Raw genomic sequence first — 16,812 nt, 5'->3', positions numbered from 1 at the left:
TTAATTCATAACACAAGCTTTTTAATCAGCAATAAGAAGCAAGGTTCAAGGTGCAAGAAACTTCTTGAAACTTGCTTCTTGCACCTTGAACCTTATTATAAATAGCTGTGGAATTTGGGCATGGTAATGCAGAATTTACGTGGCATGAAAGCACAGATCATCTCTATCGGTAACGAACTTCTTATTGGTGACACAGTAAATACCAACGCAAGCTGGTTAGGAGAATTTCTTACAGGAATGGGATTTACAGTGACCATGGTCTATACCATATCCGATGAACTTGAGGATATTAAGAAGGTTATTACACAATCGATGAGCGAATCCGACCTAGTTATTTGTACCGGTGGACTTGGCCCTACACATGATGATATGACCAAAAAAGCCGTAGCGGAATTGTTTGAAGTCGGCTACAAGCTGGATGAGAAGACACTGAATCATATCAAGTCGTTGTTCAAGGAAAGAAATATTCCCTTTTCAAGTTCAAATAAAAGTCAGGCTGAAGTGCCGGAAAACGCCGAAGTAGTCTTTAATAAAGCCGGTACAGCTCCGGGGATGTGGTTTCATGAAGGAAATTATTTGGCCGTTCTTCCCGGGGTGCCCTATGAGATGAAATATCTGATGAAGAAAAAAATGGCCGCTAAAATCCGCAAAGCTTTTGGAGAAACGGGGTATGTATACTCTCACTATATAAAAACCGCGGGTATTGGAGAGAGTACACTGAGTGATAATATTTTGGGAGATCTATCCGGTTACTATCAAAATGGAGTGAGTTTAGCATACCTTCCTGCACCGGGAGGAGTAACGTTGAGATTGAATGCCGCCGGAAAGACACAGGAAGAAGCTAAAGGATATTTGGAAGATCTTTCTGAAATTATCTATCGAAAGGCAGAAATTTATATTTATGGGGAAGGAAATGAATACTCAATTAGCGAAGCTGTTGGGGAGTTATTAGTAGAAAACGGAATGAATATCGCTGTTGCGGAAAGTTGTACGGGTGGACATATTTCTAATGCATTTACAGACGTTGCCGGAAGCAGTAATTATTTTGAAGGCGGTATTATTTCGTATGCCAATCGGGTAAAGGCCGGGCAACTTGGAGTTTCTCAAAAAGATCTAGATGATTTGGGAGCTGTGAGCAAGGAAGTAGCATTACAAATGGCAAAAGGGGTTGCTGAGAAACTTGGAACAGATATTGGTATTTCAACAACCGGAATAGCAGGCCCCGGTGGCGGAACAAAAGAAAAACCGGTTGGCACTGTTTGGATGGGATTCTATCAAAAAGGAAGAGAACACTTTGCTATAAAAGCACTGTTTACAAAAGATCGCCTGATCAATAAAGAACGTACTAAAATGGTATTACTTGAAACTGTCCGAAGGGTATTGAAAGGAATCGAAATTATGCCCTATGATCTTAAAAAAGAGCAAGCATGAAGAAACTGCTTCTCATACATGTCATGTTCTTCATTTTCATTGGTCAAGGCTATGCTCAAAGGAGCGATACTACATCAGTGGACTCAACTGCTATTGAAATGGACCGACAAGGAGTGATGGAGGAAAGTGCCCGGGACACTTCAGCTATCGAACAGAAGAATCTTCCTGAAGCCAGAGAGGTAGTTCCATGGCAAGAGGAACGTGAATTGAATGAGTATTTCATTACTAACGATAGTTTAATGCGTTGGCAGCTTTGGCCTAATTGGGGTGATTTTCAGTCCTACAGGCGAGATGCTATTTCTTTCCGTCAAGGTACCATTGGCAGAGTAGATGCTTTTCATGTCAACGGTTATGAGCCGTATGAGCAGCAGCTTGAGATGGAGGGACTTTCCTTAAATAATCCTATAACAGGGCTTCCAAATTATAACCTTGTACCGCACCGTAAAATCGGTGAGGCTGTGGAAAGCTATGGTGGTAATTATTATTCAAATATCAGAATCAGGGATTTTTATGTGGTCAAACCCATTAGTTATCTAAACTATGATGAGGATGGAGAAGCATTCAGAAATCTAGAGTTCCTTGTAGCTCAGAATTTTACTGAAAAAACAAATGTGGAAGTTTCATACTGGGATCGAAGAGGAGGAGGGTATTATCCGAATAGTGAAGTTACCGGAAATCAGATTACGGCGAGAGCTTATCATCATCTGAATGAAAATTATTTAGTGAGGGCATTATATTTACGTAATCAACTTAACAAAGGAGAACCTTTTGGGTATAGTGTGGGAGATCCATCCTCATTTCCATTTAATGAATTTACATCGGCACCAGTTTCGGGCAGAGCCAGTTCTGAGTATAGCCGCTGGGATTTGATAACCGGTATCTATCAGCGTAAGGATACGGCCTCTGCAGAAAGTGGAGGCTTGGAGTTTTCGGTTACCAAAAATAAGCATGATCTCTACTTTAGTGCAGACACACTTTCCCGGGATATTCGAACATTGGGTACAAGAGCATTTAAATCGCTACAGCTTGATCGTTTTGAAATTAGGGGAGAAATTAGTGCTAAAAACCATAAAGCCGAAGCATTCAGTCCAATTAGCTTAGGTGGTTGGACTGATCTCCAATCCGAAGTATCAGGGGCATTTAAGCCAATCAAAAATGTAGCGTTCTTTGGTTCAGGGATCTTTACTTACCGAAGTGATGGAATGAATGGGTTCGATATAACAGGTGGAATAAAATCATCACTTTTTGATCGCTTACAGACTTCAGTAAGTATTTCTACATTCAGCAAGATACCTACCATACAGGCAATGTATTGGCAATCAGAAAATTATGTCGGAAATGAAGGGCTGAATAACGAATTAGGTGTTTCGGCTGTAGCAACGCTGGATTTTGAGTTGACTTCAAATATTACCGTTGGCGGAAAGGGTAGGTTTAAATTAAGTGGGAATGCTTCCTTCCTGACTCAGGATAGCTCTTTCACAAATAGCAGGCAGTTGCAACATATTTCCGGCTCAGCCTATGCCCGTTTTGAAAATCATTTATTTGAGATCGAAAGCTCGGGGATCTTTCAACAGTTCCAATACAGTGACACAGATGCGAATAATCTTGAGCTCAATGGGCAGGATCAGGTAGTATGGCTTCGGAATTCTGCTTTCGTAAAAGGATATATGTTTGATCGTGCTACCTATCTGAAATTGGGTGTAAAAACCTTATTATCCCCTTTATTTTATGGAGCCCGTACATTTAATACGGAGTTGGGATATTGGCAGGGAAACAGTACGTATCAGGAACTTCCTGCTTTTTTCAGGATGGATGTGGAACTTTCAGCGCGGCTTCGGGGAATTATGATTGTAATGAGGTGGGAAAATGCGCTTGACGGATATGGTCAGGCGGGCTACTTTGAGGCGGCAGGTTTCCCAATGCCACCACGTAGATTATTAGTAGGAATTAGAGCACAATTCAGAAATTGATATGAGTATAAAATATATTGTTAGAGAAGGTTTTACAGGTATAAAGCGCACTAAATTAGCAGCTACCACATCAATCTTCTCACTATTCATCGCCGTTCTTTTATTGGGAGTACTCACCAGGACCGGGTATAATGTGTACAGTCAGGCTATGTCTATTAAGAATTTGATTGAGGTTGAGGTATTCTTGTTGGATATAGATGAGCGAACCACCAACCAAATAAGGGTTCAGCTTGAAAACGAGGAGTTGGTTGAAGGAGTAAATTATATTTCCAAAGACAGTGCTTCTGCTATAATGAGAAAGGAATTTGGAGCCGGAGTTGAAGAACTTGCTGAACTCAATTTTCTTCCGGCCTCATTCCGACTGAGTGTGAATACTGATGCCGGTGCTTCTCAGATTGAGAACATGGTTTCCCGCTTGCAAAATGTTAGGGGAGTAGATGAAGTAGAATACAATGAGGCGTTACTCCGGATCCTGGAATCAAACCTGAATACCTTTAGCCTGGTTGGAGGTGGTATTGGTATCTTAATTCTTTTGGCAGCTCTTATTTTAGTCTACAACACCATTCGTCTAACGATCTATGCAAAACGTGACCTTATTAGAGCTATGAAGCTGGTGGGCGCCACCAATAAATTTATACGAAGTCCTTTTATAGTGGAAGGAGTATTGCAAGGTTTGATCGCCGGCTTCCTTGCCGTGCTTAGTATATTTCTGATCTTTGAATTTGCAGTTCCTTTTTATCTGGATCTGGGAACCTTAAGCTGGCCATTTGGAAGATGGTACTTTTTAGTAGGTGGAATGATGGGGCTTTCCCTGTTAATGGGATGGTGGGGAAGCCGCTGGGCAGCCCGTCGATTTATTCAGGAAACATATATTGCAAGTTGATCAGGAGTCTTTGATACCCGCAATTTTATTATCGGATTCCTGTCTAAGTTTACAAGCTTCTTTATCAGTACACGTTCCAAAGAAATGAAGTGAATGCCCATCAATATCCATGTCGTGGATCTCAGAAAGCATACGCTGAATCTCACCAACACGTGGATCACAAAATTCGAGAACGTGTCCGCATTCCCGGCAAATGATATGATCGTGCTGTTGGTAAGCATAGGCACGCTCGTAATAATACTGGCTTTTACCGAACTGCTGTCGTTGCACTAATCCGCATTCAACAAGTAGGTCGAGCGTATTATATACTGTAGCTCTAGAGACTCTTGTGCCTGCTTCTTTCATACGAAAGAAAATATCGTCGGCATCAAAATGTCCATCAGCAGTATAGATCTCTTCCAACACCATAAATCGTTCCGGTGTTTGGCGCTGATTGCGTTCTTTGAGATAGGAACGAAATATCTCCTTTACTAAATTTACTGTATCTTCGTGCGCTGGGTGTGCCATAAATACTTTTTTGATTTCCTCAAATATACGATTTGTAAACATGCTTATGAAACCCGTGCATTTGATTTCAAGAGTATTATATTTCGCCCGGAGTTACACTTGGAATAAATCAGCTTATTATGCCTACTATCGTACCATTCGAAACACTTACGGAACTTTTTATAAACCTTTCTCGCAAGTACAAAGGTGCCGGAAAAAAACCTTTCTATTTCAAGCCTACGCCTGATGCAGAGTACCAACCAATAGATTGGGATCAGGTAACAGATGATGTGTATTCCCTTGCCGCTTATTTGATTGAGCAGGGAATTGAAAAGGGAGATAGAGTCGGAATATTGAGTGAAAACAGATATGAGTGGGCTGCAGTTGACCTGGCAATTCAAGTGGTAGGAGCGATTAATGTGTCGTTATACACGACTCTACCTGCACATCAATGTCAGTATATTCTAAAAGACTCTGGGGCTAAGATATTTTTTGTTTCAACCGGACTCCAACTTAAAAAAGCTGTAGAAGTATTTGAGGACTGTGATGAGCTTATGGAAGTAGTAGCGTTTGATGTTCCTAAGCTTGAGCATCTTATGGAGGAGCCTTATGTGAATATGTTTGAGGATGTGCTTATTGAAGGTGGAAAGCATTTGGAGTCGCATAAAGCGACTATCAAAGAAAGAGTTAAAATGGTTCAGCCTGATGATGTAGCAACGTTGATCTATACTTCCGGCACAACAGGAAAGCCCAAGGGAGCCATGCTTACCCACAATAACATTGTGAGTAATGTAAAAGCGGCAACGCAACATATTTACTGGGATGACACTGATCGGTTGCTCTCTTTTTTACCACTTTGCCATTCTTTTGAACGTACCGCAGGGTACTACGCCATGATATCAAGTGGGGTAGAAGTATACTATGCTGAAAGTGTTGATACCGTTTCGAAAAATATGCCTGAGGCCAAGCCAACCATTATGATAAGTGTGCCTCGACTGTTCGAAAAAATGTATAACCTGATTGTAAAGAGCGTGGAAGAAGGCAGCGATGCCAAGAAAAAAATTTTCAATTGGGCTGTTGAAACAGGGCGTAAATATGCTGAGGGAAAACGAGGCCTGGTTTCCCTGCAAAAGAAAATTGCTGATAAACTGGTATTCGATAAACTTAAAGAACGTACCGGTGGTCATGTTCGGCTTTTTGTTTCCGGCGGCGCCGCACTTCCTCCGGAGATCGATACTTTCTTCCAATGTGCCGGTATGAATATTTTACAAGGCTACGGCCTAACAGAAACTTCACCGGTAATGGCTGCCAACAAACCCGGACAGGAAAAGGTTGGTGCTGTGGGAACGATCATCCCCGGGGTAACGGTAGGTATTCAAAGTCTGGACAATGGTAAAATTATTGCTGAGATAAGTGGCGAGGATTACCCAACGGATCTAAGCAGTGAAGCAGGAGAAATCCTTTGTAAAGGTCCGAATGTCATGAAAGGATACTGGAAGAATGAAGAAGCAACCAAAGAAATGATAGATAATGACAACTGGTTGCATACCGGAGACGTTGGTAAGTTTGATGAAGGATTCCTTAAGATCACTGACCGGATAAAACACATGATCGTCAATGCCGGTGGGAAGAACATTTATCCGGGCCCAATCGAGGATCTCCTTAAAACAAGTAAATGGATCGACCAAATTGTAGTGGTTGGAGAGGGACAAAACTACATGGCAGCGATCATCGTGCCCGACTTTGAGGTTGTAGCCAAGTTTGCGAAAGATCAGGGACTTAGCTTCGATGGTAATGAGGAATTAATAGAACCTGAAGAAGTTAAAGGGGTGTATAAAAAAGAACTGAGGTCTTTTTCTAAAGAACTGGCATCACATGAGAAGATCCGGGATTTTCGACTGGTTGCTAATGAGTTCACTGTTGAAACAGGAGAGATAACACCTACATTGAAAGTAAAACGACGGGTTATAGCAGATAAATATGGGCATCTCATCGAAGATATCTTTAAGAATGACAAAGATTGACCGATAACAATTATTGATATCATTTTATAACCGAGAAGATCAATTAGGTATAGGATAACATCTTGTTGTCGATAAACCTTTAGTCAGCCAATTATATTAATACCGTGGTATTTATTAGCAGGTTTTTTGTGCTTTTTTGATCGTAATTCTCGATTGCTAAAACCACTTTCATTATTAGTAGTATGCAAAGCCATCTAAACACCGACAATGGAAAAATAATTAATCCATTTTCTCGCATCTCATTATCTGATAATTATAAAAATCTTGTCAAAATAGCTGCTTATTTATGTGATACAAAGTTTGCGATGATCATCACATTGGATGAAAGTAAAGTATCGACAATAACGCCCTATGGGTTTGAAGTTGATCCGATACCGGGTATGAATTCATTTTGTACGAATGCTTTAAAAGTAAAAGACCTTTTGCTTATTAAAGATCTTAATGAACATAAGAGACTTCAGAATATAGTCAGTGATTATGCGGGACAAGAAATTCGTTTCTTTTGTGGATTACCCATCAACTCTCAAAGTGGTAAGAACATTGGAACTATCTGTGTTTTAGACGATAAGCCCGGAAAAATGAGTTTTGAGAAAATTGATCTTCTGCGGTCCTTAGCAAAGGAAGTAGAGGAAAAAAGTTATCATTCAGATCTCTATAAAAGACTCAGGGAGAAAACGACTTTTCTAAAGCATGCTTATGATCTGATTTTAAAGGTAGATATTGTCAGCTTTTCAATTATGGATATTCAGGGGAGTGTAAAAGAGTTGACGGGGACCAGTGCATTAGAAATTGTAGGAAAGAAGTTAAACTGGTTGATATCTGACCGGGAATTTATACATGCTTTTGAAGCTTTGGTTAACGAGGAATCGAACAGTAAGAATCAGATGGATACTTTTCTTTCAAGGAGAACTTGTTTCTTAGATGTTCGAATGATAAAAGATAATGATGTGATATTTATTGCAGCAAGGGATATCACAAGCCAGAAAAGGTCAGAGAGTGGTTATAAGAAATCGCTGAAAGAAAAACAGGTTTTGCTCCAGGAAACACATCATAGAGTTAAAAATAATTTAGCCCTGATCAGCAGTCTTCTTTTGATAGAGGAATTCAATTCAACCAACAAACAGGTAATTGAAATTCTTGCAAAGAGTCAGAATAGGATCAAGTCAATGTCTTTAATTCACGAGGTATTATACAGGGCTAAAAGTCATGTACAAGTTCCTTTAAAACAGTTTCTGGAAGAGTATATAAGATCGATCGAGCCGAGGTTAAATATCGAAGGTAAAACTATAAAGATTAAAAGTAAGATCTCAGCAGATGGGTTAAACTTAAACCAGGCTGTTCCTTGTGCATTGATCATAAATGAATTGGTTACTAATGCATATAAACACGCATTTGAAAGTGTAGATCAAGGAGAAATTAAACTGGGATTGCACATAGAGAAGGAGATATTCTATCTGACTGTGAAAGATAATGGCTCAGGACTTCCGGAAAACTGGGATATAGAAAGCTTTGAAACAGTTGGCTCAACCTTGATTAGAAATCTTATACAGCAAATAAATGGTAAGATAGAATATAAAAATGAATCAGGGGCATTTTTTAAAGTAAGTTTTGCGAAAGATTATAATAAAGGTTCCCAAAGTTCACTTACTGATGAAGAATTTGATAAAATGACCAATTAAGTCCTCTTCAATTAGTTGGATAACTGATCATCTTGTAACCGTAAGAAAATCTTAAAATGGAATATGGCAGTATATCAGTTCTTAAGGTTTCCTAGTGTAGAAACATCGGCCTTTCCATTGGCAATAGCCTCAAGGCGTGCGACAGCATCCCATAATGTCATGGCTTTATCCAGGGTATTATCAAATATGTCATTCACGATTGGATAAAAATATTCCATTCCCCAGATCTGGCGGGCTAATTCCGCTTTCATTCTCCCTTCAAGCAACCAAGAAACTTCTTCAAAGTGGCCGGTTGGAACGAACAGAGAATCTTTTCTGAAATTTGGTGTGTCAACGGTATCTGAGATCACCATTCCTCTTTCTAAAAGAAGTGATTTCAATCCTTTGATCTGACTTTCATCCCATGTGAAATTTTCACGGAAATCCTGGAAATCAGATTCCCATTTATTTCGGAAGCTCTCTCCATTCTCATCCAGGAATGTTCTTACATAGTCAAAGGAAGCACGTTGTCTTATAGCATAATTAAATACATATGCGGAGGTGGTTGTGTCATTTGGGACGATGTAATCAGGTACAATGCCTCCACCACCATAAACTGTACGACCTGCATCAGTAGTGTATTTCAGGGAATCAGGGATCTGATCGATGAATTCATTTGCATCATCCATTGCATCATTTCTACGGAAGATCTCATAGGCATATTCTTCACCGCCTTCCACAAATGGCTTTTGTATCAATCGTCCGGAAGGAGTGTAATAGCGTGAGATGGTAACCCTGACACTGCTTTTATCAATTAACTCATATTGCTGCTGCACCAGGCCCTTTCCAAAAGTTCTTTTACCAACTATCAAGCCTCGGTCATGATCTTGAATAGCACCACTAACGATCTCACTTGCTGAAGCTGCACCTTCATCTACTAAAACGATAACCGGTTTATCTTTGTAATCACCGTCTTTTCGTGAAAAATATTCGCCATTAAAACGGGAATGCTTACTTTTAGTTGAAACTAACTCTGTGCCTCTCGGGAAGAATTCCTCAGCAATGGCAATAGCCTGACTTAAATATCCTCCCGGATTACCCCGAAGGTCTAATACCAGGCGTTCCATACCTTTTTCCTTAAGATCTTCAGAGGCTGCAATAAATTCATCATGGGTAGTAGCAGCAAAACGGTTGATCTTAATATATCCGGTTTGTTCATCAAGCATATAGGATGCATCAACGGTATATATAGGTATGTCATCCCGAATAATGGTATAATTGATGGGATCTTTAACGTTAGGTCTTTTTATTGTGACATTGACTTCTGACCCTTTCTCCCCTCTCAGCCTCCTCAAAACCATTTCATTGGTAAAACCAACTGATGATGTATCTTCGATCTGAATGATGCGGTCGCCTGAGCGTATTCCAAGTTGTTCACTTGGACCTCCTGAAATTGCGGTGATCACCGTTATGGTATCTTCAATAATCTGAAACTGAACTCCAATTCCCTGAAACTTTCCGGCAAATTCTTCCTGGATCTGTTCATTGTCTTCAGCTTCAATGTATATTGAATGAGGATCCAAAGTCGAGAACATTCCTTTAATAGCAGCTTCTGTAAGCTTGGTCATATTTTCATCAGGGCTATTATTACTGACGTATAAATATGCTTTTTCAAAATTAGTGAATGAGTCTCGTATCGAACTGATCTCGACGCCCTGGAAGGTTGTGTCGATAGGGGTTCCACTTATACCCAAAGTAGAATCTTTTATCGCTTTCACCATATACCGTATGCTGGACAGATACATTTCATTTAAGTCCGGTTCATTGAAGTAATTGGTGACAATACTACGTTGTGCCTGATGATATTTAGTCAAATTTTTAGTGTCATCTTCTCCTGATTGTAAAACAGGGTCTACACCGGTAAATCTGAGAGCAGAAAGAATTAGTAGTATTAGTACGTTGGGAAAGAGTATTTTTTTCAAATGCATAAATGTGTTTTTACGTCAGTTACTTAAATAATAACCAATATGGCGACAAATAGTTTCATCCTAACGATTGTACTAAATAATGTAGTATAGTACAATTACTGCCAACAGATTATTATATGTAAAAAACAGCTTTAGAGTATATAATGACTCAGGTCTTTGTCTTTTACTATATCTGCCAATTGTTTGTCCACATAAGCTTTATCGATAGTGATCTCACCGGAATTAATATCATCAGGAACTGCAAAAAGAAGTTCGTCAAACAATGATGACATGATCGTATGAAGCCTTCTCGCACCTATATTCTCAACGGATGAATTAACTTCTGCAGCTATACGTGCAACCTCTCTAATAGCATCTTCCTTAAATTCAATATGCACGCCCTCTGTTTTCAGCATGGCGATATATTGTTTGGTCAACGCATTTTTCGGTATTGAAAGGATGTCGATGAAATCCTCTTCTGTCAACGAGCTCAATTCAACCCGGATCGGAAAACGACCCTGCAATTCCGGGATCAGATCAGAAGGTTTGGAAACATGAAATGCTCCGGATCCTATAAAGAGGATATGATCGGTCTTAACGATACCATGTTTGGTATTAACAGCACTTCCTTCAACAATAGGGAGGAGGTCGCGCTGAACGCCCTGACGGCTTACATCCGGTCCGCCTTTTCCGCCACTTCCGGTGGAGGATTCAGCGATCTTGTCGATCTCGTCAATAAATACAATTCCCTGTTTCTGAACACGTTCCAGGGCTTCCTGAACAGCAGCTTCGTGATCAATGAGTTTTTCTGCTTCTTCCTCGGTTAGGATCTCTCGAGCTTCACTGATAGGTAATTTCCGCTTCGTTTTCTTACCGCCTTTGCCAAGATTTCCAAGCATATCCTGCAGGTTGATTCCCATTTCTTCCATTCCCTGAGGGCCGAAAACCTGCATCATCGGGCTTCCTTTGCTGGCATTTACTTCTATCTCTATCTCACGATCTTCCAACTCCTCATTCCGGAGCTTTTCGCGGAACCGCTCGCGAGTTCGTTCATTCAATTCAGAGTCACTGGCTTTCTGAGGGTCAAAATTATCATCTGAATTGCTATTGAATCCAACCCCGGTTTTCTTGACAGGAGGGATGAGTATATCTAAAATACGTTCTTCTGCTTTATGTGCAGCTTTTTCCTTCACTCGATCCTGCATTTCCTTTTTTACCATGCTGATAGCAACGTCGGTCAGATCCCGGATCATGGATTCAACATCGCGACCAACATAACCGACTTCAGTAAATTTAGAAGCTTCCACTTTCATAAACGGTGCATGTGCAAGCCTTGCTAAGCGACGGGCAATTTCAGTTTTACCAACTCCGGTAGGACCTATCAATAAGATATTGTTGGGGATGATCTCATCACGGATCTCTTCTTCAGAGTTGAGTCTTCTCCATCGGTTTCTTAATGCAATGGATACAGACCTTTTGGCCGATTTCTGGCCTACAATGTACTTGTCTAACTCAGCGACGATCTGCTGAGGGGTCAAATTCTTCTCTTCAATAGTTAACATATCAGTCTTCAATTTCTAAAATCGTAATATTATGATTGGTATAGATGTCGATATCTGCAGCAATGTTCAGGGAGTCTTCAACGATTTGCCTGGAAGATAATTTCGGAGCATGTTTAACCATAGCTCGAGCTGCCGAAAGGGCATAGGAGCCACCGCTTCCGATCGTTGCGATCTCATCATCAGGTTCAATGACATCACCCTGACCTGAGATGACCAATGACTTTTCATTATTCATGACAATTAGTAATGCCTGCAGCTTTTGCAAAAACTTGTCTTTGCGCCATTCTTTGGCTAATTCAACGGCAGCTCGTTCCATGCTTCCGTTGTATTCATTTAACTTTTCCTCATATTTTTCAAACAAGGTAAAAGCGTCTGCTGTAGATCCGGCAAACCCGGCTAAGATCTTGCCGTTATATAATTTGCGTACTTTTTTTACGGTGCTTTTCATGACGGTTTTGTCCATGGTAGCCTGTCCGTCACAGCCTATTGCAGCCTTACCATTGTGGATCACTCCCACAACAGTAGTTGCGTGTAGATCGGATAAATTCATGCTAAATATTATTTAAAAGGGTTGAGTCTATAAGAAACAAAAACCAAGCCAAGGCTTAATTTGAGGACTTATAGTACTTAGAATTGTTTCTTCCGTTCGAATTGTCATTGTTACCTGACGTTCTGTTGGAATTCTTCCGTTCCTTTTTTGAGATATCTAATCCGTCTTTACTGCTTTTGCCACTTTCAAGTTCAATGAGTTCTCCCTCACGGTCTAAGACTTCCTCAATTGATTCATCCCTCATTACGATATCAGTAATGTCTATATCAGAACCCACAAGTGTTGCGCGGAATTCATTCATTGAAACCGTTTCGTCTCCTATCAAAGAGACTTTGATCCGGAATCTCGCCATCCACTTCCAGCGTGTACTGAACAGACCTTTTGTCAGAACCGACTTCAGGTATGGGTTAACATACAGATCAACCGCACGGTAACTAGTGTTATGCTTGAATTTGCTCAACCATGTTTCAAGATCGGTTAGTATAGTATCTTCAGTTACAACGTTACCGGATCCTCCACAAACAGGGCATACTTTAGATACGGAGTTTACTACACTTGGGCGAATTCGTTGTCTTGTGATCTGAACAAGACCAAAGTCACTCATCCCGATCACATTGGTTTTGGCCGGGTCTTTTATAAATTCCTTCTTTAACTCGTCGTAGATCTTCTTTCGGTTCTTATCATCACGCAGATCAATGAAATCAACTACTATGATCCCGCCAATATCTCTCAGGCGAAGTTGTTTGGCGATCTCTCTTGCAGCTTCGAGGTTTGTTTTCAGGGAATTGTCTTCCTGACGTTTTTTTGCGGCGTAAGGCCCGGAGTTAACGTCAACCACATACATAGCTTCTGTTTGCTCAAAGATGAGGTATCCGCCCGATTTCATGCGTACACGAGGACTAAAAATAGAATTCACATCGTGTGCGATCTTCATGTAATCGAAGATATGCTCTTTGCCTTTATACAATTCTACATTAGGAACCATTTGAGGGGCTATCTGTCCCACATACGACTTGATCTGACGATATAGTTCGGAATCGTCAATGAGAACACGATCATAATTTTTTGCAAAAAGATCACGGATCAAACTCTCCGTCATATTTAAGTCTCGGTACAGAAGGGAAGGGGGCTTTGCATCTTCCAGCTTATCAACGATCTGTTCCCACTTTTGAAGTACGTTTCGAAGGTCATCTTCGAGTGCTTTCTTATCCTGCCCCTGGGCTACGGTCCGTACAATCACTCCAAATCCATCAGGAACCATGTTATTCAGAATTCCTTTCAATCGTCGTCTTTCTTTGTAGTGCCCGATCTTTTTGGAAACAGCGATGTAATCACCCATTGGGATCAATACCAGAAAACGCCCGGCAATGGTAATATCTGTGGAGATTCGGGGGCCTTTGGAACCGATCGGTTCCTTCACGATCTGAACCAGTAATTTCTGTCCTGTTCGTAAGATCTTTCCTGCCAATACCTGTTTTTCAACATTTGAAAGGTTGTCTTTATTCTGAATATCCTTTCTGGCATGGCTTGGAATGGCTTCCGGTCCATTCAGTTTACTTACGTATTCATCAAGATGATCGCCGGCATCGGAAAAGTGAAGAAATGCATCTTTAGGGGTACCCATGTCGATGAAAGCGGCACGAATACCGCCTAATACCTTGTGAACTCTGGCTACATATATATTACCAACGGTACGCTGGTTTTCTTCCGATTCTATGAAAAGTTGCGCTAACTCGTTGTTTTCTAAAAGCGCGATACGGGTCTGATTGCCCGAAGAGTGTATAATAATTTGATTCTTCATTGGTAAAATTCTTCCTTTCCCGGAAGCCGCTAAAACCCCTGCAAACAAACCATCGTATTAATTTACGGTGCAAATTTAGTACGGACTCATTGTTGAGATTGGGGTTGGAAGCAAACGGTCGAGCGGCTGCTTCAGGAATAATATCTGTTAAAATTGTTTTATTTGGAGATTCCGAATAGGAATCAGAAAAGAGAGTCTGCGTTAGATCTGTAAGTAATAGTCCGCAGAAAAAGAAAAAATCGATGATAGCATCGGTACAATAGGTAGACAATGATGCTGTCAGGTGTTTTTGATATGTATTCTGTGCGTTATGCAATCGAAAATAGTTTAAAAAAGCTTGTTTTGGGCGATTTTTTCTTAAATCAATATAACTGTGAATGCCCATTAATGTAAACGCTATTTTCACTTATAATTGATAAGAAGAGAGAAATTTATAAATGCTGAATTACTCCTCATCAACACGGCTAATGTCAGCTCCAACGATAGTAAGTTTATCCTCGAGTGATTCATAGCCACGGTCAAGGTGATAGATTCGCAATACTTCTGAGCTATTTTCGGCTACCATTGCAGCTAATACGAGGCTTACACTAGCTCTAAGGTCGGTGCTCATTACAGATGCCCCGGTAAGTGGAGTTTTTCCGGATATCTTTACCGTATTTTTTTCAACATCCATATCAGCCCCAAGCCGCACTAATTCCGGGACATAGCTGAATCGGTCAAAATAAACAGTATCAGTTACTTTTGAGTCTCCCTCCGCCTGGGTCATCATAGTAGCCCATTGCGCCTGCAGATCGGTTGGGAAACCGGGATAGACCTCGGTCTTAATGGATACAGGCTTCAGTGTTTCAGGAGCCTTTATTTTTATAGTGGTTCCCTCAATATCTACAGAAGTTCCGGTTTTACGAAGTTTATCCGGAAAACTGCCCAAATGCTCCGGATTACATCCTGTGAGTGTAAGCTCTGAACCGGGAAACATAGCACCGGCTATCATAAAAGTTCCAAGTTCAATACGGTCAGGGTCATTGGAAACTTCAACTCCCCGGAGCTGATCAACTGCTTTTATGGTAATGGTTTTCGTGCCAATACCATCAATGTCAGCACCCATATTTACAAGGAAGTTGCAAAGCTGAACTACATCAGGCTCTTTAGCAGCATTATTGATGGTGAATTTCTTTGCCTTTAGCACAGCAGCCAGTATCAAATTAACCGTTGCTCCAACACTGCTGGGTTCAAGGGTGAATGAACCGCCGTCGACTTTGTCCTCAGCTTTAGCGATCACATATCCTTTTTCAAGGGAGATATCGATGCCCATAGCTTCCATGCCTTTCAGGTGAAGGTCAACAGGACGGGGACCCCAAGCGCATCCTCCTGGGAGGGAAACTTTAGCATAACCGTGTTTTCCAACCAAAGCTCCAAGCATGTAAAAAGAAGCTCGCATTTTTCGGACAAGGTCATAAGGAGCTTCCAGGTGATTGACATAGGTAGGGTCGATCGTAAGTGTATTCTCGTCTTCCTTAAAATCGACGTGAGCTCCTACAACCCGGATGACGTTATTAAAGGTATAAATATCCTTAAGCCGGGGAATATTTTTTATAGTAGATGTTGAATTTCCAAGAAGGGACGCGGCCATGAGTGGCAGGGCTGCATTTTTTGATCCGCTAATTGGGATAGTTCCTTTTAAAGGATTTCCTCCCTTGATAATAAATTTATCCAATGGTTTCGATCTCCAGTATAGGTGAATTTTTTTCTAATGATTGTCCGACTTCGGCCGAGATGTTTACTATGGTTCCGGCTACCGGGGCTTTCAATTCGTTTTCCATTTTCATGGCTTCCAGAATAGCCAGCGGCTGATCTTTTTCAACTTCGTCACCCTCCTTTACCATGATCTCGAGGATCTTACCCGGCATAGGAGATTTTAGGATACCTTCCGCAGCGGCAGCACCTGTTTTAAAGCCAAGCCGGTCGAGAAGTAGCTCTTGCTCATCTTTAACATCCACCGAATGCCAGACACCATTCATTGAAAATTCAATTGTAGAACCTTCCTTAGTTACATTATCGATTTTATAGGTTTTTGTTCCGGTTCGAAGGATATATCGGCCGTTTACAAATTCAAAGGTATAGGTTCCTTCCATATCTCCAGAAATAAAAGTTCCTTCTTTGGGAGATAACTCAATATTATGTTCGTCTTCTCGAATGGTTGCCTGGAATTTCATACGCTTTTTTTCATGTGGTTTATCCCTGATTTAGTGATGCGATAAGTAGATCTTTTGATGTTATCAGAATCAAAAGCTGTGATACTGTTGGCTTTTAAGCCTTCAGGATCCACCACTTCGATCAGTCGGGAATTCATCAGATTTATAATGTCATCTCTGATCTCGCCATAAGCCAGTTCTGTTTCTTCCTGAATAACTTCAAAAGGCTCGGGATAGATCAGTCGGTCTAAAATTTTTCTTTCTGATGGAGTTAATTTTCTCATACGG

General features: G+C 40.8%; 13 protein-coding genes. 5 read left to right on the top strand and 8 right to left on the bottom strand.

Annotation, left to right across the window (positions count from 1 at the left end; genetic code table 11):
* Positions 1–126: 126 nt before the first annotated feature.
* The 3 genes from ACFSVN_RS08620 to ACFSVN_RS08610 are packed head-to-tail and all read left to right on the top strand — an operon-like array spanning position 127 to position 4,284.
* Complete coding sequence (locus ACFSVN_RS08620) at positions 127–1,431, top strand: competence/damage-inducible protein A (RefSeq protein ID WP_390301055.1); 1,305 nt, start codon at positions 127–129, stop codon at positions 1,429–1,431.
* On the top strand, positions 1,428–3,401 hold the full coding sequence (locus ACFSVN_RS08615) for a putative porin (protein WP_390301051.1): 1,974 nt from the start codon (positions 1,428–1,430) through the stop codon (positions 3,399–3,401). Before ACFSVN_RS08620 ends, ACFSVN_RS08615 begins: the two co-directional genes overlap by 4 nt.
* A 1-nt stretch (position 3,402) precedes the next feature.
* Positions 3,403–4,284 (top strand): cell division protein FtsX, encoded by an 882-nt coding sequence (locus ACFSVN_RS08610; RefSeq protein ID WP_390301048.1) that lies wholly within the window; start codon positions 3,403–3,405, stop codon positions 4,282–4,284.
* Here ACFSVN_RS08610 and ACFSVN_RS08605 read toward each other — a convergent pair whose 3' ends face one another.
* A complete protein-coding gene (locus tag ACFSVN_RS08605; protein ID WP_390301045.1) occupies positions 4,285–4,791 on the bottom strand; it encodes a Fur family transcriptional regulator in 507 nt (168 codons plus the stop codon). It lies immediately after the preceding gene.
* A gap of 119 nt (positions 4,792–4,910) precedes the next feature.
* Here ACFSVN_RS08605 and ACFSVN_RS08600 point away from each other — a divergent pair, with 119 nt between their 5' ends.
* Together ACFSVN_RS08600 and ACFSVN_RS08595 are read left to right on the top strand one after the other, a co-directional pair.
* Complete coding sequence (locus ACFSVN_RS08600) at positions 4,911–6,794, top strand: AMP-dependent synthetase/ligase (protein WP_390301042.1); 1,884 nt, start codon at positions 4,911–4,913, stop codon at positions 6,792–6,794.
* 317 nt (positions 6,795–7,111) lie between these two features.
* Positions 7,112–8,473, top strand: coding sequence for a histidine kinase dimerization/phosphoacceptor domain -containing protein (locus ACFSVN_RS08595; protein ID WP_390301039.1), 1,362 nt, complete (start codon positions 7,112–7,114; stop codon positions 8,471–8,473).
* Between the two features lie 74 nt (positions 8,474–8,547).
* Here the strand turns inward: ACFSVN_RS08595 and ACFSVN_RS08590 are convergent, their stop codons facing one another.
* From ACFSVN_RS08590 to ACFSVN_RS08560, 7 genes are all read right to left on the bottom strand, one after another.
* Complete coding sequence (locus ACFSVN_RS08590) at positions 8,548–10,440, bottom strand: S41 family peptidase (RefSeq protein WP_390301036.1); 1,893 nt, start codon at positions 10,438–10,440, stop codon at positions 8,548–8,550.
* Positions 10,441–10,571: 131 nt separating this feature from the next.
* Positions 10,572–11,981: an ATP-dependent protease ATPase subunit HslU gene (gene hslU, locus ACFSVN_RS08585; protein ID WP_390301033.1), complete on the bottom strand. Its 1,410-nt coding sequence runs from the start codon at positions 11,979–11,981 to the stop codon at positions 10,572–10,574.
* A 1-nt stretch (position 11,982) separates the two neighbouring features.
* Positions 11,983–12,531, bottom strand: a complete 549-nt coding sequence (gene hslV / locus ACFSVN_RS08580) for an ATP-dependent protease subunit HslV (protein ID WP_390301030.1) — start codon at positions 12,529–12,531, stop codon at positions 11,983–11,985.
* 55 nt (positions 12,532–12,586) lie between these two features.
* Entirely contained in the window at positions 12,587–14,332 is a 1,746-nt protein-coding gene (locus ACFSVN_RS08575) for an Rne/Rng family ribonuclease (RefSeq protein ID WP_390301027.1), read from the bottom strand.
* A gap of 445 nt (positions 14,333–14,777) precedes the next feature.
* Positions 14,778–16,046 (bottom strand): UDP-N-acetylglucosamine 1-carboxyvinyltransferase, encoded by a 1,269-nt coding sequence (gene murA / locus ACFSVN_RS08570; protein ID WP_390301024.1) that lies wholly within the window; start codon positions 16,044–16,046, stop codon positions 14,778–14,780.
* Positions 16,039–16,545 (bottom strand): acetyl-CoA carboxylase biotin carboxyl carrier protein subunit, encoded by a 507-nt coding sequence (locus ACFSVN_RS08565; protein ID WP_390301021.1) that lies wholly within the window; start codon positions 16,543–16,545, stop codon positions 16,039–16,041. The genes murA and ACFSVN_RS08565 overlap by 8 nt, the downstream gene beginning before the upstream one ends.
* Entirely contained in the window at positions 16,542–16,808 is a 267-nt protein-coding gene (locus ACFSVN_RS08560) for a hypothetical protein (protein WP_390301018.1), read from the bottom strand. Before ACFSVN_RS08560 ends, ACFSVN_RS08565 begins: the two co-directional genes overlap by 4 nt.
* Between the last annotated feature and the right edge of the window lie 4 nt (positions 16,809–16,812).

The organism is Gracilimonas halophila (genome assembly GCF_042684365.1).
Classification (GTDB): Bacteria; Bacteroidota; Rhodothermia; order Balneolales; family Balneolaceae; genus Gracilimonas; species Gracilimonas halophila.
This window is presented reverse-complemented; position numbering and strand designations above follow the sequence as displayed.

What these genes read in the sequence shown, in the direction of transcription:
- ACFSVN_RS08620 (WP_390301055.1), top strand. Translation starts at nt 127, where the DNA reads ATGCAGAATTTACGTGGCATGAAAGCACAGATCATCTCTATCGGTAAC.
- ACFSVN_RS08560 (WP_390301018.1), bottom strand. Translation starts at nt 16,808, where the DNA reads ATGAGAAAATTAACTCCATCAGAAAGAAAAATTTTAGACCGACTGATC.
- ACFSVN_RS08590 (WP_390301036.1), bottom strand. Translation starts at nt 10,440, where the DNA reads ATGCATTTGAAAAAAATACTCTTTCCCAACGTACTAATACTACTAATT.
- ACFSVN_RS08610 (WP_390301048.1), top strand. Translation starts at nt 3,403, where the DNA reads ATGAGTATAAAATATATTGTTAGAGAAGGTTTTACAGGTATAAAGCGC.
- ACFSVN_RS08600 (WP_390301042.1), top strand. Translation starts at nt 4,911, where the DNA reads ATGCCTACTATCGTACCATTCGAAACACTTACGGAACTTTTTATAAAC.
- ACFSVN_RS08605 (WP_390301045.1), bottom strand. Translation starts at nt 4,791, where the DNA reads ATGGCACACCCAGCGCACGAAGATACAGTAAATTTAGTAAAGGAGATA.
- ACFSVN_RS08565 (WP_390301021.1), bottom strand. Translation starts at nt 16,545, where the DNA reads ATGAAATTCCAGGCAACCATTCGAGAAGACGAACATAATATTGAGTTA.
- ACFSVN_RS08615 (WP_390301051.1), top strand. Translation starts at nt 1,428, where the DNA reads ATGAAGAAACTGCTTCTCATACATGTCATGTTCTTCATTTTCATTGGT.
- hslV (WP_390301030.1), bottom strand. Translation starts at nt 12,531, where the DNA reads ATGAATTTATCCGATCTACACGCAACTACTGTTGTGGGAGTGATCCAC.
- ACFSVN_RS08575 (WP_390301027.1), bottom strand. Translation starts at nt 14,332, where the DNA reads ATGAAGAATCAAATTATTATACACTCTTCGGGCAATCAGACCCGTATC.
- hslU (WP_390301033.1), bottom strand. Translation starts at nt 11,981, where the DNA reads ATGTTAACTATTGAAGAGAAGAATTTGACCCCTCAGCAGATCGTCGCT.